Genomic DNA, 24,056 nt, shown 5'->3' with positions numbered 1-24,056 from the left:
GGGTGCGGGATTTGGTCCGGCCTTTTATGGACGACCGCAGGCAAAAAGTAGCCCTTGCCTGAAAAGCGCGGCAGCGGGCAGAAAGCCTTTTTCAAGATGAACTGCTCAGGCGCGCCTGACGCGTTATTTCACGGCAGGAACGCCTGCGGAATTCAGGCCCCGGGGAACCCTTCGAGGATCCTGTTAAGCGACACCGCGTCAAGCTCCTCCTGAAGGAGCGGCACTATAGTGGGGTTGTCCGCCTCCCTCTTGACTTCCTTCCTTATGACCGATATGAAGGGCTGTATCACGTCCGGGTCGAACTGCCTGTTCCAGTTCTCCCTGACCTCGCATATCGCCTCCCTGAAGGAAAGCTTCGGCCTGTAGGGCCTGTCGGTGGTCATGGCGTCGAAGGCGTCGACCAGCGCCATTATCCTGGCGCCAATCGGTATCTCGGACTTCCTGAGCCTGTCGGGGTACCCTGTGCCGTCCACCTTCTCGTGGTGGTTCCTTGTCATCATGGGTATGCCCTTCCAGGGGAACTTTATCTTCGAGAGTATCTCGTAGCCTATGACCGGGTGTGAGTTTAGTTCCCTGCACTCGTAGCTCGTAAGGGGGCTGGCCTTGTTTATTATCGTCTTGTCGACGGTAATCTTCCCTATGTCGTGGAGGAGGCCGGCTATCCTTATGCCCTCCACCTCCTCGTTGGACCAGCCCATCTCGCGCGCGAGCGCGGCGCTGTAGGCCGAGACCCTGTGGGAATGGCCCCTCGTGTACGAGTCCTTGGCGTCGATGGCGGCGGCGAACGCGTGTATGGTGTCGTAGTATATGCGCCTCAAGTTCTCGTAAAGGCCCTTGTTCTCCGTGTACTTGTGCATGAGCTTCATGAGAAGCGAATGGCTGTGGAGCGAGAACGATATGTGCTGGGACATGACCGAAAGGAGCTGGTGGTCGTAGAGCGTGAAGGGCTCCCCGGAGAACTTCCCGTTTATGGCTATGAGGCCCAACAGCTCGTCCTTCACCGTCAGGCAGGCCAGGACCTTCGCGTCGATCCTTTCAAGCGCTTCCCTTGCGGCGCCGAGGAAACCGGCGTCCTTGCCGCCCCCGAGCTCGACCGGCTCCCTGCGCTTCAGGAGCTCGGCTATGGTCTCCGGGGCGAGCTTGAGCCTCAGGCCCCCGATGTCGCCCAGGCCCTTGGACGCGATCGGCATGTAAGAGCCGCTCCCGTTCTCGTGCTGGAATATGGCCCCCCTGGACGAGGAGAACGTGCCCATGACCATATAGAGCGAGGACTTCACCACGCGCGTAAAGTCCTTCGGGGAAGTTATCTCTTCACCGAGCTCGGCAAGGGTGTTAAGGTTGAAGAGGAGCCTTTCAAGGCTCAGTTCGGTCTCGGACATCCATGCCTCCAGGGGATTGGTGTTTATTCATGAAACCTATGAAAATTAGAGATTTTCCCCGCAATCAATGAAGGCCGGGAATAAAAAGCGGAGCATATAAGCAATATGTGGGCATTTTTATTCACGTAACTACCCAGAGTCCGGGGAAAAGATCAATTTTCATCACAGGACCGCCTGGCCCGCCGTCTTGGAGCCGGTGCCGAGGGCATCCTCTTCGGTCTCGAATATCCTGATGTGCTTGGTGAGCCCCACTATGCTGAATATGTCGTAGTTCACGCGCTTCAGGCCCGAGAAGTATATGCTCGCGTCCCTTTCCCTGACCTTTTCTATCACGCCTATCAGTATGGACACGCCTATCGAGTTGACGAGCTCGGTCTCCGAGAAGTCCACCACTATCTTCCTGAAACCCCGGTCGAGGTAGTTTGCGCAGAGGTCTTCGAGCTTCTCCCCCTCGATATCGTTTATGTAGTCGTCGGGATAAAGGACTACCGTATCGCCAAGCTCCTTGAAGTTCCTATATCTCTTGACCATTCCCGCCGTCTCCTTTTCTGACAAGGTACTTCACCAGGACGACCTTGGCCCCGCCCCGGACCTTTTCGACCCTTACTTCGTCCATGAGCCCCTTCATGAGCTCGAAACCCCAGCCGCGCTTCCTGGGGAGCTTCCCCGCTTCGGCGGGCGCCGAGGCCGCTTCCGAGAGGCTGTCGAAGTCCACCCCGCCGTTCTGGACGTGGATTGTAAGCCTTTCCGCGGAGGCCACGAATTTCAGGTACACCTTCGCCGTTCTTACCCTGCTGTGCTCGAAGGCGTTTATGCACGCCTCGACGAGGGCGGCCTTTATCTGCCCTATGGCAGTATCGTCAAAGCCCATCTCCGTGCCTATCTCCTCGACGGCCCTCGCGGCGACGAGCTCGGCCTTTGAGGCCGAGGGCAGGACGACCTCGAATTCCTTGACCGGCGCTGTCCCGTTTATCTCGGCGGCCCCGGCGCCTTTGCCCCTGCTCTCCAGGTTTTCCCTTATTATCTTAAGCTGCACGGAATCGGAAGAGAGGACGCCCTCAGCCTCGGCCCGCTTAAGGGCCTCGGCCGTGAAGCCCTCCCTGGAGACCATCCACCTGACGACCCTGGCTGCCCTGAAGTTCTCCCTGAGTATCTGGGACCTCCGGAGGAAGTTCTCGACGTCCCCGATGTTCACCGGCGAGACCGAGTCCTTTACAACGGCCATCCAGACGACCTCGTTCCCGGAATCGTACCTGCCGTTCTGGAAGCCGTGGGCTACGATTATCGGAGGGCCGGACTCATTGGCCTCGAGCCGTTCGGAATCGAAGCAGCCCACGACCTGCGGGAAGGCAAGCTCGCCGTCGTCCCCCGCCCCTGTCTTCAGCGCCCCTTTCTGGAACCGGGCTGCAAACGCCTGATGGCTGAAAAGGACCTTCCTGGACTTCTGGCCGTTAAACGACTTGAGGGCCTCGGAGACCTCGTCCTTGAGGTTGACCGCTATCCTGGAGCTCCTGAAGTTGAACCCCTCCTTCAAGACCTCCCTGGCGAGGTAAGTCCGCACCTCTTCCGTTGACCTGCCCTTGACCCTCGTCTCGTAGACGAAGTAGATGAAGTCCTTTACTGCAGCGTCCCCGGTCCATTTGAGCGACCCGAGGCTCGCCTCGAGGAGGCCGCCTGCCGAAAGCGACCCGATAATGGTATCGAGCTCGGATTCGCCCTGCCTGAACCTTTCCGAGAGTTCCTCGCTCGTAAGGGGTTTAGTTGCGATTGAGCATGCATGGAGCACACGGAGCGCGTTGATGCCGCGAAGATTCAGCGCGGACTTCAGCGCAAACCCGGTGTTGCCCTCAAATAGCTCCTGCGTATAGACGTCGGCGAAGTCCTTGAGCGTCGTAAGCCCGGTGCCGGCCTTTGCCGCGGCCCAGACGAGGTTCCTCATGTACATGGGGTTGCCGTCGAGCCTGTGGGCCCCGAGCTTCACTATTTCGGCGTCGAACCCCACCCCGTGGATGCGGCAAAGGTCCATCATCATGGAAGAGGCGGTCTCCTCGTCGAGGCCTTCTAGCTCCAGGGCCTCTGCCGGGCCGTTAAATACGCCTCCTTCGAGGGGCCGCCTTGCAGAAGCCGAGGCCACGAACGAGGACGGCCCGAGCGAGTCCATAAGCTCCCTGGCCAGCATGGCCTCGCTCTGCCCTGCGCCCGAGACCGCGCGGTCAAGGTCGTCAAGGATGAGGTATACGGGGATCCCTGAGCGGGCCGATACGGCAGCCGGCGCCTGGAGGGCATTTCTCAGGGCCGCGGTCTCGTCACCGGCCTTCCTTGCCTCCCGGTGGACGGCCGCTAGGTCGGCAAGGTCGTAGAGGTCGTTGTCGACAAGGAGGCTCTCGATTTTATCGAGCGTGAACTCGTTCCTTACGAGCCTTGAGTCCCGGAGCCTGAACGCCAGGTACTGCTTGAGAACCTCTTTAAGGTAGTCCTCGGCGAACTCATCCCCGGGCCGCCCTCCCTTGAACTGGTAATAAAGGGGCACTACCCTGGCCTGCCCCCAGAAGAGGTCCCTGAAGACCCTCCGGAGCACCTCGGTCTTCCCTGTCCAGCGTCTCCCGAAGAGGAATATGGCGGGCGCGGGCAGGGCGGCCCCGGCCCTCCCGCAGATGTATTCTATCTCGGACGCCCTGCCGAAGAACTCGCCGTCCGGGCAGGTGCTGAAAAGCGTCTTATCTTTCATAAACGACAACCTTGTTCTTTCCCATCCTCTTCGCGAGATACATGGCCTTGTCGGCCTTGTTTATGAGGTCGTCTATGTGGCTCGCGTCCACCGGGAACTCGGCCACCCCCAGGCTTATGGTGGGCCATACGTCGTGGTCCGCGTTCGGCGGCCTGTAGTCCTGCACGCCCCGCCTTATCCTCTCTGCGATTACGTAGGCGTCCTTCTTGTTCGTGTGGGGGAGTATGACCGCGAACTCCTCGCCACCGTAGCGCGCGACCACGTCCATTGACCTGACCGCGTCCCTGATGGCCCTCGCGACCCCCTTCAGGACCTCGTCCCCGGCAAGGTGGCCGTACCTGTCGTTAAACGTCTTGAAGTTGTCTATGTCTATAACGAAGGAAGTGAAGCACTCGTTGTGCCTCTTTACCCTCTCGACCTCCTCGAAGAGCCTTTCCCTGAAATACCTCCTATTGAAAAGGCCGGTGAGCGGGTCGGTCATGGAGAGCATCTTCAATTCCTCGCTCATGCTGTAGTACGCCCCGCGCTCGAGCGCTATGGAGGCGTAATTGGCGAACGAGGTGAGGAGGTGGAGGTCCTCCTCGGAGAAGACATCGCCGGAAGTCTTGTCAGAGACGTTCAGTACGCCTATCACCTTCCGCTCCAGCATGAGCGGGATGGATATGAAGGACTTCGTCTTGTACCTCGGCCTGTTCTTCCAGGCCGGCACCTCGCTTTCGATATCCCTTACGAAGACGGGCATCCCCTTTGCGGCGATTGCGCCCGATATCCCCTCGCCGACCTTAATCCTCAGGTTCTCGACCGCTTTAAAGTCCATGCCCTTGGCGGCCTTGACCGAAAGGACGTTGTTCTTCTTGTCCAGTATCATGAGCGAGCCCCTGTCGGCGCCCACGAGCTCGGAAGATTTCTCGAGGATCGTCTCGTAGAGCTCCTCCCTGTCCAGGACCGGCGCGAGCGACTTGTACACCTCCTCGAGCGCCTTGAAGCCCTTGAGGCCCACTGGGCCGGACTCACCGAGGCAGGAGCCTGCGGACGTAACGACACACCGCAAAAACGGCGCCGCCATGCCGTTCACAATGGCCGGGACCATGAATATCGAACCGGGCGGGACAGGGTTTATCTCCTCCCTGAGCCCGAATATGACCTGCTCGTCCAGGCCGTAGCCCATCACCCCTTCGTAGAAATCCCGTATCTCGGTCCCCTTAAGATAGGTGCGGCCCCCGAGTATCACGAACGAATGGCCGGAATCAAGCAGTACCGGGATCCCGAAGATGTACTTGTTGGCGTGGCATTTATGGATATAGACGCTCTTTTTCTCAAGCGCCTCCCTGATTACGCGGGCTATCATGCCTGAGCATAGCTCGGCGCCCCGCGGGCTTCCGGCTATCGACTTGCAGACGCACGGCTCCCTGGCAGGCGGCACGAGCAGCGCTCCCCCGGGATCATAGAGGGAGAGCGGCATGCCCAGCAGGGACGATAGCCCGTTCTGGAATTCACGCCAGCCGGAGAGGTCCAGGGGCGGCAGGACCTTCGGGATGCAGTCCTTGTTTTCCATCTGCTTGAGAATGGCTGCTCCTTTTCAAGCAAAAAAAAGACGCCGAAAATACCTTCAGGTTTAACGGCATCTTAGCCTGGCGCGGCCCATCGTGAGCCATTATGCGGCAAGGAAAACAATCCAGCGCCGGTTGCTTTCCTTCAACTTCCGATTGATTTGACCGCCGCAGCCGATACCTGTGAATAGCACAGATCCCGAAAAATTACAACCGTGATTTTTTGAGGTTTATCGGGGAGAAAGGGCGTGAACCTGGCTGAATACCCGCGAGTTCAGGGCAATCCGAGGCCCTGAGGCCTTATCCCTCTCGGGACCGGATACAGGATGATGGGAATGGGGCCGGTCAGGCCTTTGCAAGGGCCGGTTTTTTCTTGTTTTTCCATAAAAGAAGGAGCGGGCTCGCTACAAAGACCGAGGAGAAGGTGCCAACCACCACCCCGAGAGAGAGGGCGAGGGCAAAATCATGTATGACCTCCCCGCCCAGGAAGGTGAGCGAAAGGGCTGCAAGGAGGGTGGTCGAGGATGTCACTATGGTCCTGCTAAGCACCTCGTTTACCGACCTGTTCAAAAGGGCCGCGAAGTCCCCCTTGGCCTTTTTCCTCATGTTCTCGCGTATCCTGTCGAATACGACCACGGTGTCGGTGAGGGAATACCCTGCGACCGTAAGGAGCGCCGTGACTATAAGTAGGCTCATCTCCTTGTCGAGGAGAAAGAATATCCCGAGGACGGCCAGGACGTCGTGGAAGGTAGCTATCACAGCCGCGACCCCGAACCTCAGCTCGAACCTCCAAGCGACATAAAGGAGTATGCCTATGAGCGCGACTATTACCGCCCATAGCGCGTCCTTCTGGAGCTTCCTGCCGACGGTCGGGCCTACTTCGGAAGTGGAGTCGATGATGAAGGGGTTTCCGGGCATGCTCTCGGTAAAGGCGCTCCCGATGGAATTCGATACGGCCCTAAGGTCGCCCTCCCCGCCCTTGAGCTTCACGAGAAGCTTAGTGGGCTCGGCGAACTGCTGGAGATTGGCGTCCTTGAAACCCTTTTCAGCGAGGACCGTCCTCATCTTGTCTATTTCGATAGGCTGCTCGAACCTGAACTGCACGGCCACCCCGCCCTCGAAGTCTATGCTCAGGTTGGCCTTTCCAAGCGGTATCGATACCGCCGCTATAAGGCCGATTACCGCGAGCACGACGGAGATGACGAAGGCGATCCGCCTCTTGCTCATGAAGTCTATATTCGTATTCCGTACGAAATCCATCTATCCTCCAGGGGGCCCGGGCGTTCCCGCTTAGACCCCTTTGTTTCAAAGCCGGGTTATCTACCCGTCATATGCTGAGCCTCTTGACCCTGAACCTCTCGCTCTGTATGTCGAACATGAGCTTTGTGCCGACCAGGGCCGTAAAGAGGTTTATGAGGATACCGAGGCTGAGCGTCACCGCGAAGCCCTTTATGGGGCCGCTCCCGAACTGGAAGAGCACCGCAGCCGTGATGAGTGTCGTGACGTGCGCGTCAACGATGCTCCAAAACGCCCTGTCGAACCCTGCGTTTATGGCCGACCTCGGGGTGCGCCCGGCGTGGAGCTCCTCCTTTATCCTCTCGAATATGAGGACGTTCGAGTCGACCCCCATGCCTATCGTCAGCACTATCCCGGCTATGCCCGGGAGAGTAAGCGTGGAGCTGAGCCACGCCATCGCGCCGAGGAGCATTATGATATTAAGGAAGACGGCAAAGTCGGCTATGACCCCTGATGCCCTGTAATAAATAATCATGAAAACAAGGACGAGCGCAGCGCCGAGGAGACCGGCCTTCAATCCCGCCTCAATCGAGTCCTGGCCGAGGCTCGGCCCCACGGTGACGTTCTGAACGATATTGACGGGCGCGGGGAGCGCGCCTGCCCTCAATATGATGGCGAGGTCGGTCGCCTCCTCCGGGGTGAAGCCGCCGCTTATCTGGGCCTTGCCCCCGGCTATGGGCTCCCGTATCTGCGGCGCGGAGTGGAGGTTCCCGTCGAGGACTATGGCGAGCCTTTTCCCGACGTTCTGGGTCGTGAGCCTCTCGAAGACGCGCGCGCCGTTCGAGTCGAAAGTGAGCGAGACGTAGGGCTCGTTATACTGCGTGTCGAAGGCCATCCGTGCGTCTGAGAGAGAGTCGCCTGTGAGCGCGGCATCCCTCTTTACTAGGAACGGTGTTTTCTGGACCATCCCGGTCTGGCTGTCGTAGCCCTGCTGGTATACGATCTCCGAGCCGAAGGGGGCCCCCTGGGTCTCGGCGGTGTACGGGCTCATGGACTCGTCCACGAGCCTGAACTCGAGTACAGCGGTCTTCCCTATGAGCTGTATGGCCCTTTCGGGGTCCTTCAAGCCCGGGAGCTGCACAACGACCTCGTTTACGCCCTGCTTCTGTATTAAGGGCTCGGCCACCCCGAACTTGTCTATCCTGTTCCTGATGGTCTCGAGGGCCTGGAAAAGCGACCACTCCCGTATGCGCTCGCTCTCGCCCTTGTCGAGCGTGAAGAGGAGCCTGCCGTTCTGGTCGGCAGGGGAGCCGAAGACGCCCAGCTCGTCCTTTACGACACGGGATATCTCCCCCTTTGACCTCTCGTCCGGGTAGGAGACTGCCACGTTGTCGAGCCCCTCGCGGACGACGTTATAGAACGCGACACCCTTTCTCTTGAGCGCGTCCTCGACGGAGCCCGCGAGCCTCTGGGTATGGTTCTCAACGGCCTTGTCCTGGTCAACATCGAGCACCAGGTGCATGCCGCCCTGGAGGTCGAGGCCGAGGTTTATCTTGGGGATATTGTCAGCCCAGAACGAGGGGAGCCTCTTTGAGACCGGTGTAGAGGGCAGGAATAGTATGAACGCCAGCGCCGTAAAACCGGCGACAAGGATGACACGCCAAAAGATACTTCTCATTACGTCTCCGAATGAAGCCGGCAACCGGCTCCGGAATAGCCGCCGCACGCCCCCTCGGGGGCGGTTTGCAGCGGACCCTTTTCAAGAAAAACCGCCGCGCATCTCTCAGCAGGGGCGGCGGCGTTGTATTTAAATATTATGACTGGGGCTTCCTGACGGTAACGGCCTCCTTCGAGACCTTTATCCTCACGCCATCGGAAACCTCCACGGTCACGCTGTCCTCGTTCACGGCGGTTATCCTGCCGTGTATGCCGCCGGAGGTGATGACGTTGTCGCCCTTCTGGAGGGCCGAAATCATCTGCTTGTGCTCCTTGGCCCTCTTCTGCTGCGGCCTTATCAGGAGGAAATAGAAGATGACGAACAGTATTATGAGCGGGGCTATGCTCATTATGCCGGAAAGCGGCGCGGCAGCCGGGGCGTCCTGGGCGTAAGCAGTTGCAACGGGTAGAAACAGCACTATACGGTCCTCCTTGTTTTGGCCGCCCCCGGATGCCGGGAGAGGCTTTTATTTCTTTTTTACGCGGCTACAGGGCCGCAATCGCGGGCTCCGACCTGTCGGCGTGGAACCTCTTCCTGAACTCCTCGAACCTCCCCTGCCCTATGGCCTCCCTCATCTCCTGCATGAGCCTGGTGTAATAGAAGAGGTTGTGCATGGTGTTCAGCCTGGGCGCGAGCATCTCGCCGGCCATGAAGAGGTGCCTGAGGTATGCCCGCGAGAAGTTCCTGCACGTGTAGCAGCCGCAGTCCTCCTCTATGGGCCCGGGGTCTTTCTCGTATTGCGCATTCTTTATAACCAATTTTCCCCGCCTTGTAAAGAGGGTTCCGTTCCGGGCGTTCCGGGTCGGCATGACGCAGTCGAACATGTCTATCCCTGCACCTACCCCGAATACGAGGTCCTCGGGCGTGCCCACCCCCATCAAATACCTGGGCCTGTCCGCGGGGAGGTGCTGGAGGGCCGAAAGGGCCATCTCCTTCATGAGCCCTTTTTCCTCGCCGACGCTCAAGCCCCCTATGGCGTAGCCGTCAAACCCCATGTCCACCAGGGCCCTGGCGCTCTCCTTCCTCAAATCAGGGTACATCCCCCCCTGCACTATGCCGAAGAGCGCCTGCCCGTTAGGGACCTTGGCCTCCTTGCACCTTCTGGCCCACCTGTGCGTGAGGTTCATGGACTCCACCGTATACTCCCTGTCGGCCGGATAGGGCGTGCATTCGTCGAGCGGCATTATTATGTCCGCGCCGAGCGCCTCCTGTATGGCGACCGCGCTCTCGGGGGTGAGCGTGTACCGGGTGCCGTCCATGTGCGAGCTGAACTGGACCCCTTCCTCCGTTATCTTCCTCAGTTTGCAGAGGCTGAAGACCTGGAAGCCGCCGCTATCGGTAAGCACGGGGCCGTCCCAGCCCATGAACCCGTGCAGGCCTCCGAGGTCCCTTACAAGCTCGTGACCGGGCCTGAGGTAAAGGTGATAGGTGTTCGCGAGGATCACCTCGACCCCGATCGACTTAAGCTCCGACGGGGTCATGCCCTTTACGGAGGCCTTCGTGCCCACAGGCATGAAGACCGGGGTAGTGAACGTGCCGTGCGGAGTTGTTACGCGTCCGAGCCTTGCGGATGAATCGGTCTTCTTAAGCTCGAATCCGAATCCCTTCACTATACAGGCGTCCCTCTCTTCAGATGAAAATCAACGTGTTGCATATAGACCCGAAACGAATGATGCAAAATATTATAGCAGACTTTTTTTGATACATTACCAAATCAATTAACATACCGGCTGCTCAAAAAGTCCAAGGTGCAAGGAGTCGAAAAATGAGGAACGAGGCGTACTTTCTTGTGCGCCTGAGTTGCCAATTTTGAAGACGACACGGCAGATTGGGCTTTTTCAGCAGCCTGCTACCGGATAAACATCGCGTCCCCATAGCTGAAGAACCTGTACTCCATACGGACGGCCTCCGCGTACGACCTGAGTATTAATCCCCTCCCGGCGAAAGCGGACACAAGCATTATCAATGTCGAGCCCGGCAGATGGAAGTTCGTAAGGAGCGCGTCCACCACCTTGAACTCGTACCCGGGGTATATGAAAAGCCCGGTCGAGCCGGAAAGGACAGGGCTATCGAGCCCGCTTATCGCGCTCGACTCAAGCGCCCTTGTAGCGGTCGTGCCGACCGCAACGACCCTGCGGCCCTCTTTTTTGGCCCTCGCCACCTCTTTGAAAACGTCCTCCCGGATCGAGTACCGCTCACGCATCATCCTGTGCTCTTCTATCTTCTCCGAGCGTACCGGCATGAATGTCCCGGGCCCGGTATGGAGAGTCAGGCTCCTTACGAGCACGCCCTTGCTCCTTATCTCGTCAAGAAGCCCTGGCGTAAAGTGAAGCCCGGCGGTAGGGGCGGCTATGGCCCCGTCCTCTCCTGCGAATACGGTCTGGTACCTCGTCCTGTCGGACTCGTCGGCCTCCCTCCTTATATAAGGCGGGAGCGGGACATTCCCAATGCGCTCAAGGTCGACAGGGCCGTCGAACCTCACGGTGAAGAGCCCTTCCTCGTCCTTTCCGGTTATCTCGCCTTGAGCCCCTTCGAGGAAAACGGCAGAACCCGGCCTTAACCCCTTGCCCGGCCTTGCCATGCACCTCCATTCCTCGCCTCCGGAGGAGGAGATCCTTTCGACCAGCAGGAGCTCCAGCTTCCCGCCCCCTGCCCTCTTTCCAAAGACCCTTGTGGGTATTACCCTCGTATCATTAAGGACAAGGAGGTCGCCGGGCATGAGATACCCGGGGAAGTCCCTGAAAGACCCGTGCTCTATGGTCCCGGCCTCCCTTGAGACTGCCATGAGCCTTGATGCATCGCGCTCGGGGAGCGGGCGCTGGGCAATTAGGTGCTCGGGCAGGTCAAACAGAAAATCCGAAAGCTCCATGCAAAAACGGTCCCTTATATTCTAAACAAAAGGAAAGTAGAATAAAACCCTTATTTTACGGCTGGTTACGAAAGGAGAGGCCCCGCTTGAGCTCGGTGCCGGGATAGAAGTGCCTGAGTATGTCCCTGTAGGCATACCCGTTCTCGGCCATGCCCTTTGCCCCCCATTGTGAAAGGCCTACACCGTGGCCAGACCCCCTCCCCCTGAATATGAAGACCTCGCCTTCCTTTGCCACCTCGAAAATCGCGGACCTGAGGCTCGAATAGCCCAGGGCCTTCCTTAGCTCCTCCCCCGAAAGCCAGGCGTCCCTGCCTTCGCGGTCGCGGACGCTCAGCGTCCGTATCCTCGCGGCAGAGGTGGTCTCGATAATCCTGAGCTCTTCGGGCGTGCCTATCTGATGGCCTGCCCTGGACAGCGCCTCGCCGAGCGACTCGGCAGGGACCGCGAACTCCCAGAGGTATCTCGGGGCCGCCCCGTCGAACGGGCTTTCGACGGGGACGAGATACGGATAGCCCTTGAGCCAGACCTCGCTTGCCGATTCCGTCATGCCTCCGGCGTTGGAATGGTATACGGTAAGGGCCGGCTCGCCGTCGAAGACGAGAATCTCGCCCCTGGTATCCATGACCGCGCGTATAGAGGCGCTGTCCTCGCTGGATGCGCCGCCGTAGACCTGCCCCATGACCGAGCTCTCGAGGTGGTAGGGGAGGCTCGACCTCCTCCTCATGTTGTATACGGCATAGGTCCTGGCAATGACCGCCTGGGTTTTAAGCACCTCTTCCGGCCACTTGGAAGATATCTCGTTATTGATTATCCCGGCCACATAGGCTTCGAGCCCTATTACGTTTATTACAAGCGCCTGCCCCTCGCTGGCCGCTATCTCGATAACACCCCTGTAGGGCTTCCCGTTTACCGAGATGAACCTGCCTTTGGGGGAGAGCCTCAGTGGGAGCGCCGCCCGCGAGCCGTTCAAGAGTATCGTGCCGTTCGTGCCGGGGCGCATGACGAGGTCGCCCCTGTCGGTGCCCTTGAGCTCGACCTGGCCGCCGGATTTCAATATCAGCACCCTTACCTTCTCGTCGCCGACCGCCTGCCCTGGCGCGGCATGGAGGCAGCCCCCGATAAAGAACGCAAGGACACATATGAGCCTGAGTGGGCTTGTCTTGAGGAAATCAGTCATTTAATGGATTCTATACCGGGCCAGGGCTGAAGGTCCGGCCTTGGGATGCTTTTATGCTGCCGTACTGGAGAAGCGCCCATTGTCACCCGCGCAGATCCGCGCCTCAACGCCAGATGTCCCTGATGGCGAAAAGAAGGGTGATGCCGACCGCCATTATGGTGAAGCCGAAGAGCCTCATCCTCTTCTCCGGGAGCCTGTGAAGGAACCCTGCCCATTCCTTTACGGCCTTTGGGAAACCGAAATACGGGATGCCCTCTATTACGAGGACCGCCCCGAGGACCATGAGGAGGAAGCCGAACTTTTCTGAAGCCATTTCCAGTCTCTTTTGTCCAAGGCGGCTTTGGGCCGCCTAAGCTTGCTTGAAGGGTTTACCTTGCCTTGCAGTTGCAGAGCTTCCTCAAATAGTCCTTCAATTCGAGTATCTCGTTTTTTGAAAGCGTCTTTCCGTACGGCGGCATGAGGCTCGACTTGCTTGTCGCCTGCCCGCCGTCCGTTATGGCGTTTATTATGTCCGCGTCCGTAAGCTTTCCCATCTCGAGCGCGCTCGTGTGGTCTCTCGGGCTTACGGGCATCTCCCTCGTCGCGTTTATGCCGTTCCCCTTTCCCTCGAGGCCGTGGCACTGCGCGCAGTGGAACCTGTAGTTCTCCTCCGCGGTAGCTGCATAAGCGGGTTCATACGCCGCTCCGAGCGCAATGAGTGCAAAAGCCGTTATCAGGAGCCCCTTCGTCATGGCCATCATCTCAGGCTCCCCACATACGCTGCAAGCCCCTTTATCTCCGCGTCGTTGATTACCCCGGCGTAGACCGGCATCATCTTTACCGGCTTGAATACCGAGGGCTTTGAGAGATACGCGTACACCCAGTCGGGATTGAGCCTCTCGGAGGCCTCGGCGAGCGAAGGGCCGGAGAAGCCCCCGACAAGACTGCCCCTCGTCCTCACCTGGTGGCAGCCGTAGCATGAATGCTTTCTTACAAATGCGATCCTGCCCTTGGGGTTGTCCGCCGCCTGTATGCCGAGCGGCTTCACGTCGGCTGACTTGAGGGTCATCAGATAGGCCGCGACGTCCGCCGCCTCCTGCCCGGCAAGCCTCGGGTGGCCGCCCGGGTTCCTCTCGGTCACGGAGTTATAGGCCAGGGGCCTTATGGGCCTCGGGTCAGCGAGCCATTTCTCGAGGAACCCGGCCTTGAACTTGCTGCCGGAATACCATAGCTCAGGGCCTTTTTTTGAGAGCTGGTCCTTTATGGTCTTTTCAGCCGCCGGGCCGGCGGCCTGGTGGCACGAGGCGCACTTTCTGGCCTCGAACGCCTTTTTACCCTCAGCAACCCCGGCATGGGCGCCGGTCGATATGAAGAGCGCCGCGGCCAGGGCCGGAATGGCGGCTAGATAAACGGCTCTAAGCATTTACACTCCCGGATAATGATGTGCAGATTCATGGTAACGGGCCGGGTTTCTTTTGTCAAGGGTTTTGAGCTGAAAAGCCCTTTCAAAACACGGGCTTCTGGGATGTTCATGCAACCCCTGAAAATTGGAGATTTTTTCCGGCAAACGAGGAAGGCGGGAATAAAAAGCGGAGCATATATGATAATATGTGAGCATTCTTCACGGCTTTACACCGACTCCGGTGAAAAGATCAATATGAGCAGCTTGCTGAAACCCTCCGTTTTTAATTCAGGCTGCTCAAAAAGCTCCAGCTGCGAGGCCCCATTAGGAACAGGGGAGCAAGGAATGAGGCGTACTTTTCGTGTACGCCGGGGTGCCAAGCGACTAAGACAACGACGGAGAACGATTTTTTCAGCAGCCTGCTAAAAATTTGAGATTTTTCCCTCAATCAAGGAAGGCCGGGAATAAAAAGCGGAGCAAATATGATGATATGTGAGCATTTTTATTCGCGGCCTGACAAAGAGTCCGGGAAAAAGATCAATTTTTACGGTTGCCTTCAGATGATCTCGTATCTTTCCTGATGGAACCTCTCTACCGGCTTAATAAAGACCTTTTTCCCGAATTTGCGCTCTATATCCTGTATGGGCGCGGGGTCTTCCTTTATGCGCTCGGAGATCGACGGGCTCACGTAGATGGTCGCCTTTTTCTTCCTCAAGGGAAGCTCCCTCGCAAGCTCCCTGTATATGTCCATTATTATGGTGTCCTTGGCCTTTATCTGGGCGTTCCCGTCGCAATAGGGACAGGGCTCGCAGAGCGACTGCGAGAGGCTCTCCCTCACCCGTTTCCTCGTCATCTCGACTATGCCGAGCTCCGAGATCTTCAATATGTTGGTGCGGGCCTTGTCTGCCTTCAACGCCTCCTTGAGGGTGTTATAGACCTTCTCCCTGTCGGACTGCCTTGCCATGTCTATGAAGTCTATTACGATGATGCCGCCGATATTCCGGAGGCGGAGCTGGTAGACAATTTCATTTACCGCCTCGAGGTTCGTCTTTACTATCGTGTCCTCGGAGCTCCTCTTGCCCACGTATTTCCCGGTATTTACGTCGACGGCCGTCAAGGCCTCCATCTGGTCTATCACTATATGCCCGCCGGAGCGGAGCCATACCTTCCTTTCGAGCGCGTCGGTGAGCTCTATTTCCACGCCGTGCGCGTCGAATACGTCTTCCTTGCCCTCGTAGAGCTCAAGCCTTCCGGCAAGGTGCGGCATGAACTCATCGAGGAATTTCTTCGCCCGCTCGTACTCGTCCCTGGAGTCGATTACGAGCCTTTCTATGTCCTCGGAGAAGAGGTCCCTTATAGTCCTTAGCGTAAGGTCCAGCTCGGCCCAGACGAGCCCCGGCGTCCGCACCTCTTCCTTCTTTTTGAGGATGGCCTTCCAGAGCTTTATGAGGAACTCCATGTCCGCCTGGATGTCTTCCTTCCTCATGCCCTCGCAGACGGTCCGTATGATGAAGCCGTACCCGGGCTGGCGCATGGAAGAGACTATCTCGCGGAGCCTCCTTCTCTCCTTTTCGCTCGATATCCTCCTCGATATTGCGATCTTGTCGTAGGTGGGCATGAGGACAAGGTAGCGGCCCGGGAGAGATGCATAGGAAGTCACGCGGGCGCCCTTGGTGCCGATGGGCTCCTTCGCGGCCTGCACCATTATCTCCTGGCCCTCCTTCACGATGTCCTGGATGCGGACGTTCGCGTGCCGCTTGTGCTCCTCCTCGTCCTCCTCAAAGCCCTCGGGCGGCTCCTTTATGTCGGAGACGTGAAGGAACGAGGTCCTCTGGATGCCTATCTCGACGAAGGCGGACTGCATGCCCGGAAGGACCCTGACTATACGGCCCTTGTAGATATTGCCGGTTATGCCCCTGTCCTTGGCGCGCTCCACGTAGAATTCGGAGAGCCTGCCCTGCTCGATAAGCGCCACCCTGGTCTCAAAGGGGTTAGAGCTTATAACAAGTTCTGTTTTTGTGTTTTTCATACCCGCGGTGGACGCTCTCGGTAGCGGTAAAGAGCGCCTTTACTGGACGGACCTGGTCTTCAGGATGGGGATTAAGGAGGCGGATTCCCTTGGCAGGCCGAGAAGGCACGCGAGCACGTCGTGAGGCCGGACAGACGCGCCCGTGGCTTTTTTGAGCATAAGCCTGAGCGTCAGGCCGTCGGTGCGGGAAAGCCCGCCGACGAGCGGCCTCAAGTCTACGTCCTTTGTCCTGCCTTCCTTTTCGATACTTACCGGAATGGAGTCCCTGCTTAAAAAATCCCTTAAAAGCCCATCAATTCGTTCAGAATCTATATCCAAGCCCAGAGGGCCGTCCTTCATCAATGTGATAATATACTCAGTCATGATACCAGAGGGGAGCGGAAGTTTCAAGGGCAAGAAGGAAGCGGAGAGGAACCTTATCCCCTCGGGCATTTCCCGGTTGAGCTTCTCCACCAGCCCGGCCGGTTCCGTTTTTCCGGACAGCTCCATATCCATGTACTCGTCCACTGACTCGATACCCACCGGCAAAGGCTGCCCGAACGAGAGCCTGGGCATGGGGTGGAAACCCTGCGAGTACCTTATGGGGAGGCCGGCCCGCCTTATGCCCCTGATGACAGCGGCCATGAGCTCAAGGTGGCTCAAAAGCCTTGCCTCGCCGGTTTTCGAATACCTGAGCCTCGTCCTGAAGACCTCGTCCGGCGGAACGGGCCTTTTCGCCTCATCCGCGCCATGATCCGCCCCGCCGGAGGCGGACCTGGGCCTTATGGCCTTCCAATCGCAGAGGCCGCAGTCCGAGCACTTGCCTGCCTTGCAGTCCGGGGTCCCCGCAAGCTCAAGCGCCTTCTCGTACTCCTTTATGAGGAACTTCTTTGTCGCGCCTGTTTCAAGGTGGTCCCAGGGGAAGACCTCGTCAAAGCGCCTCTTCCGTAGCGTATAGAAATGAGGGTCCAGGCCTGCCTCGGAAAGCCCCTCCTTCCATTTCGCAAAGTCGAAGAACTCGCTCCAGCCGTCGAACCTGCACCCTTTCCTGAACGCAATGAGAACCGCCTTCGAGAGCCTCCGGTCGCCCCTGGAGAATACGCCCTCCATGAGGCTCATGTCCGCGTCGTGCCATTTGAAGCCGAGCTTCAGTTTCGTAAGCTCCCGCCGGAGGACCGCCTGCTTCTCAATCCCCTCCTCCATCATAATCTGAGGCTCCCACTGGAACGGGGTATGGGGCTTGGGGATAAAGGAAGACGCGCTCACGTTTATCTGCGGCCACCTGCCCGAGGCCTCCTTGCCGATGTTCTTAACGCACCCGGCAAGCCGGACTATATGGAGCATGTCCTCTTCCGTCTCAGTGGGTAGCCCTATCATGAAATAGAGCTTTACCGAGCTCCAGCCGAGCGTGAATATGTCGCGGGCCGCCGCATGGAGGTCCTCCTCGGTTATGCCCTTGTTTATGAGCCGCCTTAACCTTTCGCTCCCCGCCTCGGGCGCGAGGGTAAAGCCTGTCTTCCTCACCTTCCTTATTTCGGAGGCCAGCGCTGAATTCAAGGTGCCGACCCTCAGGGAAGGCAGCGATACCGCCACCTTCTCCTCGGAAAACCTCCTCATCAGCCCTGAGAGGAGCGCTTCTATGTCCGTATAGTCGCCGGTACTCAAGGAAAGAAGCGATACTTCGTCGTAGCCGGTATTACTCAATGTCTCTTCGATGATCCTCTTTATGAGCGCCGGCTCCCGTTCCCTCACCGGCCTGTATATCATCCCGGCCTGGCAGAACCTGCAGCCCCTTGTGCAGCCGCGCGCTATCTCGACGCTCACCCTGTCGTGGACCGTCTCCATGAAGGGCACGACCGGCCTGGTCGGAAGCGGCAGGGCGTTAATGTCCGGGACGGTCCTTTTTACGACCCTCTCGTATCCCTCAATGAGCGGGACTATCCTCTTCACGGTGCCGTCCTCGTTATATTCCGGCTCGAAGAAAGAGGGCACGTAGACGCCCGGTATGCGGGCAAGGGCCCTTAAAGCCTCTTCCCTTTCCCTGCCTTTCTCCTTCCACTCGACGACGGCGTCGGCTATCTCCAATGCGGCCTCTTCGCCGTCTCCCAAAAGGAAGGCGTCAAAGAACTCGGCCACGGGCTCAGGGTTGAAGGCGACCGGCCCGCCGCCGATGACAAAGGGGTCGTCTTTCTTTCTCTCTTTAGCGAAAAAGGGGATGCGGCCCAGGTCGAGGATATTGAGGACGTTCGTATAGGAAAGCTCATACTGTAGAGAAAGGCCCAGTATGTCGAGCTCATTTAGCGGTATGCCGGATTCGAGGGTGGATAGCGGTAGTTCCCTTTCCCTGAGGAGCTTCTCCATGTCGGACCAGGGCGCGAATACCCTCTCGCATGCGATATCCTCTCTGCCGTTCAGTATCTGATAGAGTATCTGGATGCCCAGATGGCTCATGCCTATTTCGTAGGCGTCAGGGAAGCCCAGGCCAAAGGCGAGCTTTACCCTTGAGAGGTCTTTCCTTATCGAATTGACCTCCCCGCCCACGTACCTCGAAGGCTTCCTTACGAGGGGAAGGAGTTTTTTTATGTCAATGGTCATTATCGGTCTGCGCGTTTTCTTTTTTTGAATCATCGATGGCATTGCTGTCCGTTAACTTCCCCCTTTCTAAAGGGGGGCGAGGGGTGATTAAAAACATCTGAATCCCCCTCTTATCCCCCTTTTTCAAAGGGGGAAGAATTTGATCTTATGCTGGATGGTTCAGCAAACCCCGCACCTCGTGCACTTCCCCACAATGCACGGCGGCGTCGTCTTTCCGGCAAGGCCCTTCTGGTACTCCTTCCAGAGGTAGTCCTTTTTTATGCCGTGGTCTATCATGTCCCAGGGGAGTATCTCGTCCTTTCCCCTCGGGTGGAATACCGATTCCTTTACAAACTCCTCCTGCCCCTTTATCGCCCTCTTCCAGCCCTTTTGAGAGGCCGCCTCGATTATCGTTCCGGCCCTCCTGTCGGCCCTTGAAAGATAGGCCTGCACAAAGGCCTCTTTGGCAGGGAGCTCCCTCACGGTTATTCCGGCCTTTCCCAACGCCTTCTTGACCGCGCTCATCCTCTTTTCGATGACCTCGAGAGAGGCGAACTGGTGCCACTGGAAAGGGGTGCAGGGCTTGGGGACAAAGGGGTTAAGGCTAAGATTGACCTCCCCGCCCTTGAGCGCCTTCCTTATGTTAATCGAAAGGTCGATTATGCCCTGCACGTCCTCGTCGGCCTCCCCGGGGAGGCCGACCATGAAATAGAGCCTTACCCTCCTTAGACCAGCCTCGCTTATGAGCCGGACCGCCTCCATTATCCCGGCGTCCGTGATGCCCTTGTTTATTATGTCCCTCATCCGCTCGGTCCCGGCCTCCGGGGCAAGCGTTATGGTCCTGTATCCCGCTTCCTTGAGAAGCGATAGGAACCCCTCGTCAAGCTCGTCGAGCCTGAGGGATGAAAGCGTGACGGTCGTTTCCTTCCCAATGCCCTTCTTAAGGAGGTCCTTTATCTCCGGATACTCTGATACTGCCGCGCCCACGAGCCCCACTTTTCCGGCCCGCGCCATGCCTTCGTCCATCGCCTCGGCCACTGCTTCGCTACCGCGCATGCGCGGCGGGAGATACAGGAACCCGGCTGCGCAAAACCGGCACCCCTTTCCGCAGCCGCGCTCGACCTCCACGCAATAGGTTTCATTGAACTCGGTATGTGGCGTGTAGACGAAGCTACGCGGGACCGGGAGCCCGTTCACATCCATTGCCTTGGCCGCCCTTACAACGGGTTTCGCGTTCGGCCTGGGCCGTATCTCCCTTATCGCCGCCCCCTCATAGGTGAACCCATAGAAAGACGGCACGTATACCCAGCTGAAAGAGTCCAGGGCATCGAGTGTTTCACCCCTGCCCCGGCCCGTTTCAATACCCCGCTTGATGTCCTCAAGGACCGGCCTTAACGAGCCCTCGGCCTCGCCTATGAGAAAGAAATCCATGAAATCCGCCAGGGGCTCAGGGTTGAGCGAGACCCCCACGCCGCCTGCGGCGATGAGCGGCCCCTGTCCGGCCCTTTCCGCTGCCCTGGCCCCTATGCCCGCGAGATCGAGTATCCTTATGGCATTGGCGTAGTCCTCTTCAAAGGGGATCGCGAAGGCGATCACGTCGAAATCCGCCAGGGGGGTCTGCGACTCGTAGGACAGGAGCGGTGTTCCGGTCCTCTCGTGTTCAAGAAGGGTGTCCTTGTCAGGCAGGAAGGCCCTCTCGCACGCGCAGTCCTCCATGTCGTTCGCGAGCATGTAGACCGACTGAAAACCCAGGTTCGCCATGCCGACGCCATAGGTGTTCGGGTAGACGAGGGCGAGCCTTAGCCTTCCGCCGTGCTCCTTGTAAACGGTCCCGCGCTCGATAGAGAGCGCCTCCCTTATCTTTTTTTTAATAGACCAGGATATCGGGCTGCCTCCGGGCAATAATAGAACGCATCCTTGAAATTATCCCATAGCGATTGCGGGTTTACAAGGCGGGAAGGAGGGTAGGCGCGCCCCAGGGAAAACTGGCTGGAGCGCGGCGAAGGCCGTCCTCACTGGACAGAGCGGCCTTTGTCCTTTTCCACATCATTACTGACTGGCGCCTGAAAGCGCCCCATCCGGAGGCGGACTGGTTTCGGCGACTCTAAAAGCTTTTCCCGTAACTACGCAGAGTCCGGGGAAAAGATCAATTTTCAGAGGCCGCCCTTGTCAGTCCGCCTGCTTCCGGAGGAAGGTCGGCGTATCATAGAGGTCCTCGTCGTCCACGTTGAAGCCGCCGAGCTTTCCGAGCCTCCTTATTTCCGTGCTCTTCAGCTCATAGCCGCCCCTGTCAAAGCCCTTCCTGAGGACCGTCGGCACGTCGAGGTTGTCGTCGAGGACCATGGCAGGGGCGATCACCTCTTTTTGGCGGCCTTCCCTTCCGAAGCCGGTGGCGATGACCGTCACCCTTACTTCCTCGCCCATCGACTCGTCGATGACCGCGCCGAAGATGATGTTCGCGTCCTCGTGCGCCTCCTCGTGTATGAGGCTCGACGCCTCGTCCACGTCGTGGATGGTCATGTCCGAGGAGCCGGTGATGTTTATGAGTATGCCCTTTGCGCCGCTTATGGAGATGTCCTCGAGGAGCGGCGAGGATATGGCCTTCCTTGCGGCCTCGGCTGCCCTGTTCTCGCCCCTTGCGGAGCCGCTCCCCATGAGGGCCTGCCCCATCTCGGACATGATGGTGCGCACGTCCGCGAAGTCCACGTTCACGAGCCCGGGGATGGTGATGACGTCGGATATTCCGCGGACGGCCTGAAGGAGCACCTCGTCGGCCCTCCTGAAGGCGTCCTTGAGGGAGGTGTTCTTGTTGGCGACTGAAAGGAGCCTCTGGTTCGGGATGGTGATCACGGTGTCGACGACTTCGCGGAGCCTTTTAAGGCCGTCCTCGGCCTGCCTCATCTTTTTCTGGCCCTCGAAGGCGAAGGGCTTGGTCACGACGGCCACTACGAGCGCGCCGGCCTCTCTCGCGGCCTCCGCTACTATGGGGCCCGCGCCCGTGCCCGTGCCGCCGCCCATCCCGGCGGTCACGAATACCATGTCGGCTCCCCGCACCGCCTCGACGAGCTGGTCCTTGCTCTCGAGCGCCGCGTTCCTTCCGACCTCGGGGTTTGCGCCGGCGCCGAGGCCCTTGGTGAGGCTCCCGCCGAGCTGAACCCTGATGCTCGCCAGCGACTTTTCGAGGGCCTGGCTGTCGGTATTGGCCGCCATGAACTCGACCCCGTCAAGCCCGCTCTCTATCATGGTGTTCACGGCGTTACCGCCGCAGCCGCCGACCCCGATGACCTTGAGTTTCGCGCCGCAATTAAAGTTCTCGTCCATTTCAATCACCATCGAGCACCTCCTTGATATCCGCCGCCGAGAGTATTTTCAAATCCGCTTGTCCGCGCCTCAAAAAAATTCCTTCATCCAGCCCTTCATCCTGGAAGAGAGCTTGTTGAAAAGGGTGCTGTCCGAGCCCCTCATGAACTGCGTGCCGTTAAGGTGCTTCCCGCCGTAGAGTACGAGGCCCACGCCGGTCGAGTACATGGGGCCCTTCACCACGTCCACGAGCCCGGTTATGCCTATGGGGAGCCCCCTCCTAACCGGCAGGTTGAAGACCTGCTCCGCGAGCTCGGTTATGCCCTCCATCGCGGCGGTGCCGCCCGTGAGGACAACGCCCGAGGAGACCAGGTTCTCGTAGCCGGACTTCATTATCTCGCGCTTTACGAGCTGGAATATCTCCTCGACCCTCGGCTCGATTATCTCGCAGAGCATGTACCGCGAGACGGTCTTCGAGGTGTTCCCGCCGACGCTCTGGACCTCCATGACGTCGTCCCTCGATACCATCGCGGTCATGGCGCACCCGTGCTCGCGCTTCAATTTCTCCGCCTCGTTCGCGGTAGTCCGCAAACCCACGGAGATGTCGCCAGTGACCTGGTTCCCGCCGAGTGAAATTACCGTAGTATACTTTATTGTCCCGCCGTGGTAAAGGGCAATGTCGGTCGTGCCGCCGCCGATGTCGACCAGCACGACCCCTATCTCCCTCTCGTCCGGGTTCAATACCGCCTCGCTCGACGCTATCTGCTGCAGGGCGATGTCCGCGACGTCGAGCCCGGCCTTGTTCGCGCATTTAACGATGTTCTGCGCGGAGGTCACGGCGGCGGTCACTATGTGCACCTTGACCTCGAGCCTTATCCCTATCATGCCCAGCGGCTCCTGTATGCCCTCCTGGTCGTCCACTATGTATTCCTGGGGGATGACGTGTATCACCTCCCTGTCGGGGGGTATCACGACCGCCTGGGCCGCCTCTATCACGCGGTCGATGTCCGCCTGGTTTATCTCCCTGTTCTTTATGGCGATGACGCCGTGGCTGTTGAAGGCGCGTATGTGGCCGCCCGCTATGCCGCAGTAGACCCTGTTTATCTCGCATCCGGCCATGAGCTCGGCCTCTTCGACCGCCTTCCGGATGGACTCGACCGTGCTCTCGATATTCACGACCACGCCCTTGCGGAGCCCCTTGGAGGGGTGGGTGCCTATGCCGATTACTTCGACCCCCTCCCGGGTCTTCTCGCCGACTATGGCGCATATCTTGGTCGTGCCTATGTCGAGCCCGACGATTATGTTATCCCTTTTCGCCATTCGCCTCACCGCCTCTCTTTACAACGTCGGTTGCAAACCTCACCACCACCTCGCGGTGGTTTTTGAGGTCGAAAGCCTCTATGCCCCGGAGCACCCCGTCCCTCGTCCCGAGTATCCTCTCGAAGGAGAGGAGCTTCTCCTCGAACCCGTCCAGGCCCACATCGAGCCTCACCCCCTCGTCGAGGGTGAATATGGAGAGCCCGTGCGCCGGGTCTACGCTTATCTCCGATACGCCTGCTATATTGAAGCCGCTCCGGCTGTTCAACAGGGATATCAGCTCAAGGAGCCTGCCTTCCATCTCCTCTTCCCTCTCCCCGAACCTCCCGGGAATGAAGCCGGTCACGACCGGGAGGTCGAGCCCCTCGTCCTCCGCCGAGTACCTCTTGAATATTATCCCGCGCGCGTCCATAAGGTATAACGCGTCCGTCTTCACGAATACCGCGGGCCGCCTCTCGGTTATCTCTATGACGACCTTGTCCGGGAGCTTTCTATCGATGCTCGCGGACTCTATCCACGCGTTGGCCTTTAGGCTCGATACGACCTGGTCCTTGGAGAACGAGAAGAGGTTCTGCCCCTCCTTGAGGCCCGAAAGCCCTATTACGTCCTCCTCGCCCACCCTCTCCGCCCCGACAACGCTTATGCCGGTTATGTTCAGATAGCTGGCGGTCGTGAGCTTCCCATGCGCCCACCACGAGCCGAAGGCGAGGATAGGCAAGGGCAGCGCGAAGGCAAGGACCCTGGCCGTGCTCCTTGCAGCGCGGGCGGCCCGGAGACTGAAGGGCTCCTTGAGCCTCCTGTTCTTTTTTTTCATTATCCT

At 58.7% G+C, this 24,056-nt stretch carries 19 protein-coding genes; all 19 read right to left on the bottom strand.

Annotated elements, in window-relative coordinates; genetic code table 11:
• Window positions 1-152: 152 nt before the first annotated feature.
• The 19 genes from QY316_02305 to QY316_02215 all read right to left on the bottom strand — a co-directional run bounded on the left by QY316_02305 (window position 153) and on the right by QY316_02215 (window position 24,050).
• Entirely contained in the window at window positions 153-1,379 is a 1,227-nt protein-coding gene (locus QY316_02305) for an HD-GYP domain-containing protein (GenBank protein ID WKZ33258.1), read from the bottom strand.
• Between the two features lie 162 nt (window positions 1,380-1,541).
• A complete protein-coding gene (locus QY316_02300) occupies window positions 1,542-1,910 on the bottom strand; it encodes an STAS domain-containing protein (GenBank protein WKZ33257.1) in 369 nt (122 codons plus the stop codon).
• Window positions 1,894-4,107, bottom strand: coding sequence for an ATP-binding protein (locus QY316_02295; protein WKZ33256.1), 2,214 nt, complete (start codon window positions 4,105-4,107; stop codon window positions 1,894-1,896). The genes QY316_02300 and QY316_02295 overlap by 17 nt, the downstream gene beginning before the upstream one ends.
• Window positions 4,097-5,662, bottom strand: coding sequence for a diguanylate cyclase (locus tag QY316_02290; protein ID WKZ33255.1), 1,566 nt, complete (start codon window positions 5,660-5,662; stop codon window positions 4,097-4,099). The genes QY316_02295 and QY316_02290 overlap by 11 nt, the downstream gene beginning before the upstream one ends.
• Window positions 5,663-6,002: 340 nt before the next feature.
• Entirely contained in the window at window positions 6,003-6,917 is a 915-nt protein-coding gene (secF, locus tag QY316_02285; GenBank protein ID WKZ33254.1) for a protein translocase subunit SecF, read from the bottom strand.
• 67 nt (window positions 6,918-6,984) lie between these two features.
• Entirely contained in the window at window positions 6,985-8,571 is a 1,587-nt protein-coding gene (gene secD, locus QY316_02280; GenBank protein ID WKZ33253.1) for a protein translocase subunit SecD, read from the bottom strand.
• Window positions 8,572-8,707: 136 nt separating this feature from the next.
• The gene (yajC, locus tag QY316_02275; protein ID WKZ33252.1) at window positions 8,708-9,028 is read right to left on the bottom strand and encodes a preprotein translocase subunit YajC; all 321 of its coding nucleotides are present in this window, start codon (window positions 9,026-9,028) and stop codon (window positions 8,708-8,710) included.
• A gap of 67 nt (window positions 9,029-9,095) precedes the next feature.
• Window positions 9,096-10,220, bottom strand: a complete 1,125-nt coding sequence (gene tgt / locus QY316_02270; GenBank protein WKZ33251.1) for a tRNA guanosine(34) transglycosylase Tgt — start codon at window positions 10,218-10,220, stop codon at window positions 9,096-9,098.
• A 239-nt stretch (window positions 10,221-10,459) separates the two neighbouring features.
• Window positions 10,460-11,479, bottom strand: coding sequence for a tRNA preQ1(34) S-adenosylmethionine ribosyltransferase-isomerase QueA (gene queA, locus QY316_02265; GenBank protein WKZ33250.1), 1,020 nt, complete (start codon window positions 11,477-11,479; stop codon window positions 10,460-10,462).
• 55 nt (window positions 11,480-11,534) lie between these two features.
• On the bottom strand, window positions 11,535-12,656 hold the full coding sequence (locus QY316_02260) for a SpoIID/LytB domain-containing protein (protein ID WKZ33249.1): 1,122 nt from the start codon (window positions 12,654-12,656) through the stop codon (window positions 11,535-11,537).
• A gap of 103 nt (window positions 12,657-12,759) precedes the next feature.
• The gene (locus QY316_02255) at window positions 12,760-12,969 is read right to left on the bottom strand and encodes a DUF2065 domain-containing protein (GenBank protein ID WKZ33248.1); all 210 of its coding nucleotides are present in this window, start codon (window positions 12,967-12,969) and stop codon (window positions 12,760-12,762) included.
• Window positions 12,970-13,024: 55 nt separating this feature from the next.
• The gene (locus QY316_02250) at window positions 13,025-13,396 is read right to left on the bottom strand and encodes a c-type cytochrome (protein WKZ33247.1); all 372 of its coding nucleotides are present in this window, start codon (window positions 13,394-13,396) and stop codon (window positions 13,025-13,027) included.
• Window positions 13,393-14,058 carry a cytochrome c gene (locus tag QY316_02245; protein WKZ33246.1) on the bottom strand — a complete coding sequence of 222 codons (666 nt, stop codon included), beginning with the start codon at window positions 14,056-14,058 and terminating at the stop codon, window positions 13,393-13,395. Before QY316_02245 ends, QY316_02250 begins: the two co-directional genes overlap by 4 nt.
• A 535-nt stretch (window positions 14,059-14,593) precedes the next feature.
• On the bottom strand, window positions 14,594-16,066 hold the full coding sequence (locus QY316_02240; protein ID WKZ33245.1) for an Rne/Rng family ribonuclease: 1,473 nt from the start codon (window positions 16,064-16,066) through the stop codon (window positions 14,594-14,596).
• Window positions 16,067-16,105: 39 nt separating this feature from the next.
• Window positions 16,106-18,640, bottom strand: coding sequence for a TIGR03960 family B12-binding radical SAM protein (locus QY316_02235; protein WKZ33244.1), 2,535 nt, complete (start codon window positions 18,638-18,640; stop codon window positions 16,106-16,108).
• 159 nt (window positions 18,641-18,799) lie between these two features.
• A complete protein-coding gene (locus QY316_02230; GenBank protein ID WKZ33243.1) occupies window positions 18,800-20,521 on the bottom strand; it encodes a radical SAM protein in 1,722 nt (573 codons plus the stop codon).
• Between the two features lie 267 nt (window positions 20,522-20,788).
• Window positions 20,789-21,949: a cell division protein FtsZ gene (gene ftsZ / locus QY316_02225; GenBank protein ID WKZ34060.1), complete on the bottom strand. Its 1,161-nt coding sequence runs from the start codon at window positions 21,947-21,949 to the stop codon at window positions 20,789-20,791.
• A gap of 60 nt (window positions 21,950-22,009) precedes the next feature.
• Window positions 22,010-23,239 (bottom strand): cell division protein FtsA, encoded by a 1,230-nt coding sequence (gene ftsA / locus QY316_02220; GenBank protein WKZ33242.1) that lies wholly within the window; start codon window positions 23,237-23,239, stop codon window positions 22,010-22,012.
• Window positions 23,223-24,050 (bottom strand): FtsQ-type POTRA domain-containing protein, encoded by an 828-nt coding sequence (locus tag QY316_02215; protein ID WKZ33241.1) that lies wholly within the window; start codon window positions 24,048-24,050, stop codon window positions 23,223-23,225. The genes ftsA and QY316_02215 overlap by 17 nt, the downstream gene beginning before the upstream one ends.
• Window positions 24,051-24,056: the final 6 nt, after the last annotated feature.

The sequence above is a fragment of the Thermodesulfobacteriota bacterium genome (assembly GCA_030583865.1).
Taxonomy (GTDB): Bacteria; Desulfobacterota; GWC2-55-46; order GWC2-55-46; family GWC2-55-46; genus UBA5799.
The sequence above is the reverse complement of the archived record's forward strand: the minus strand, read 5'-3'. Positions and strand labels throughout refer to the sequence as shown.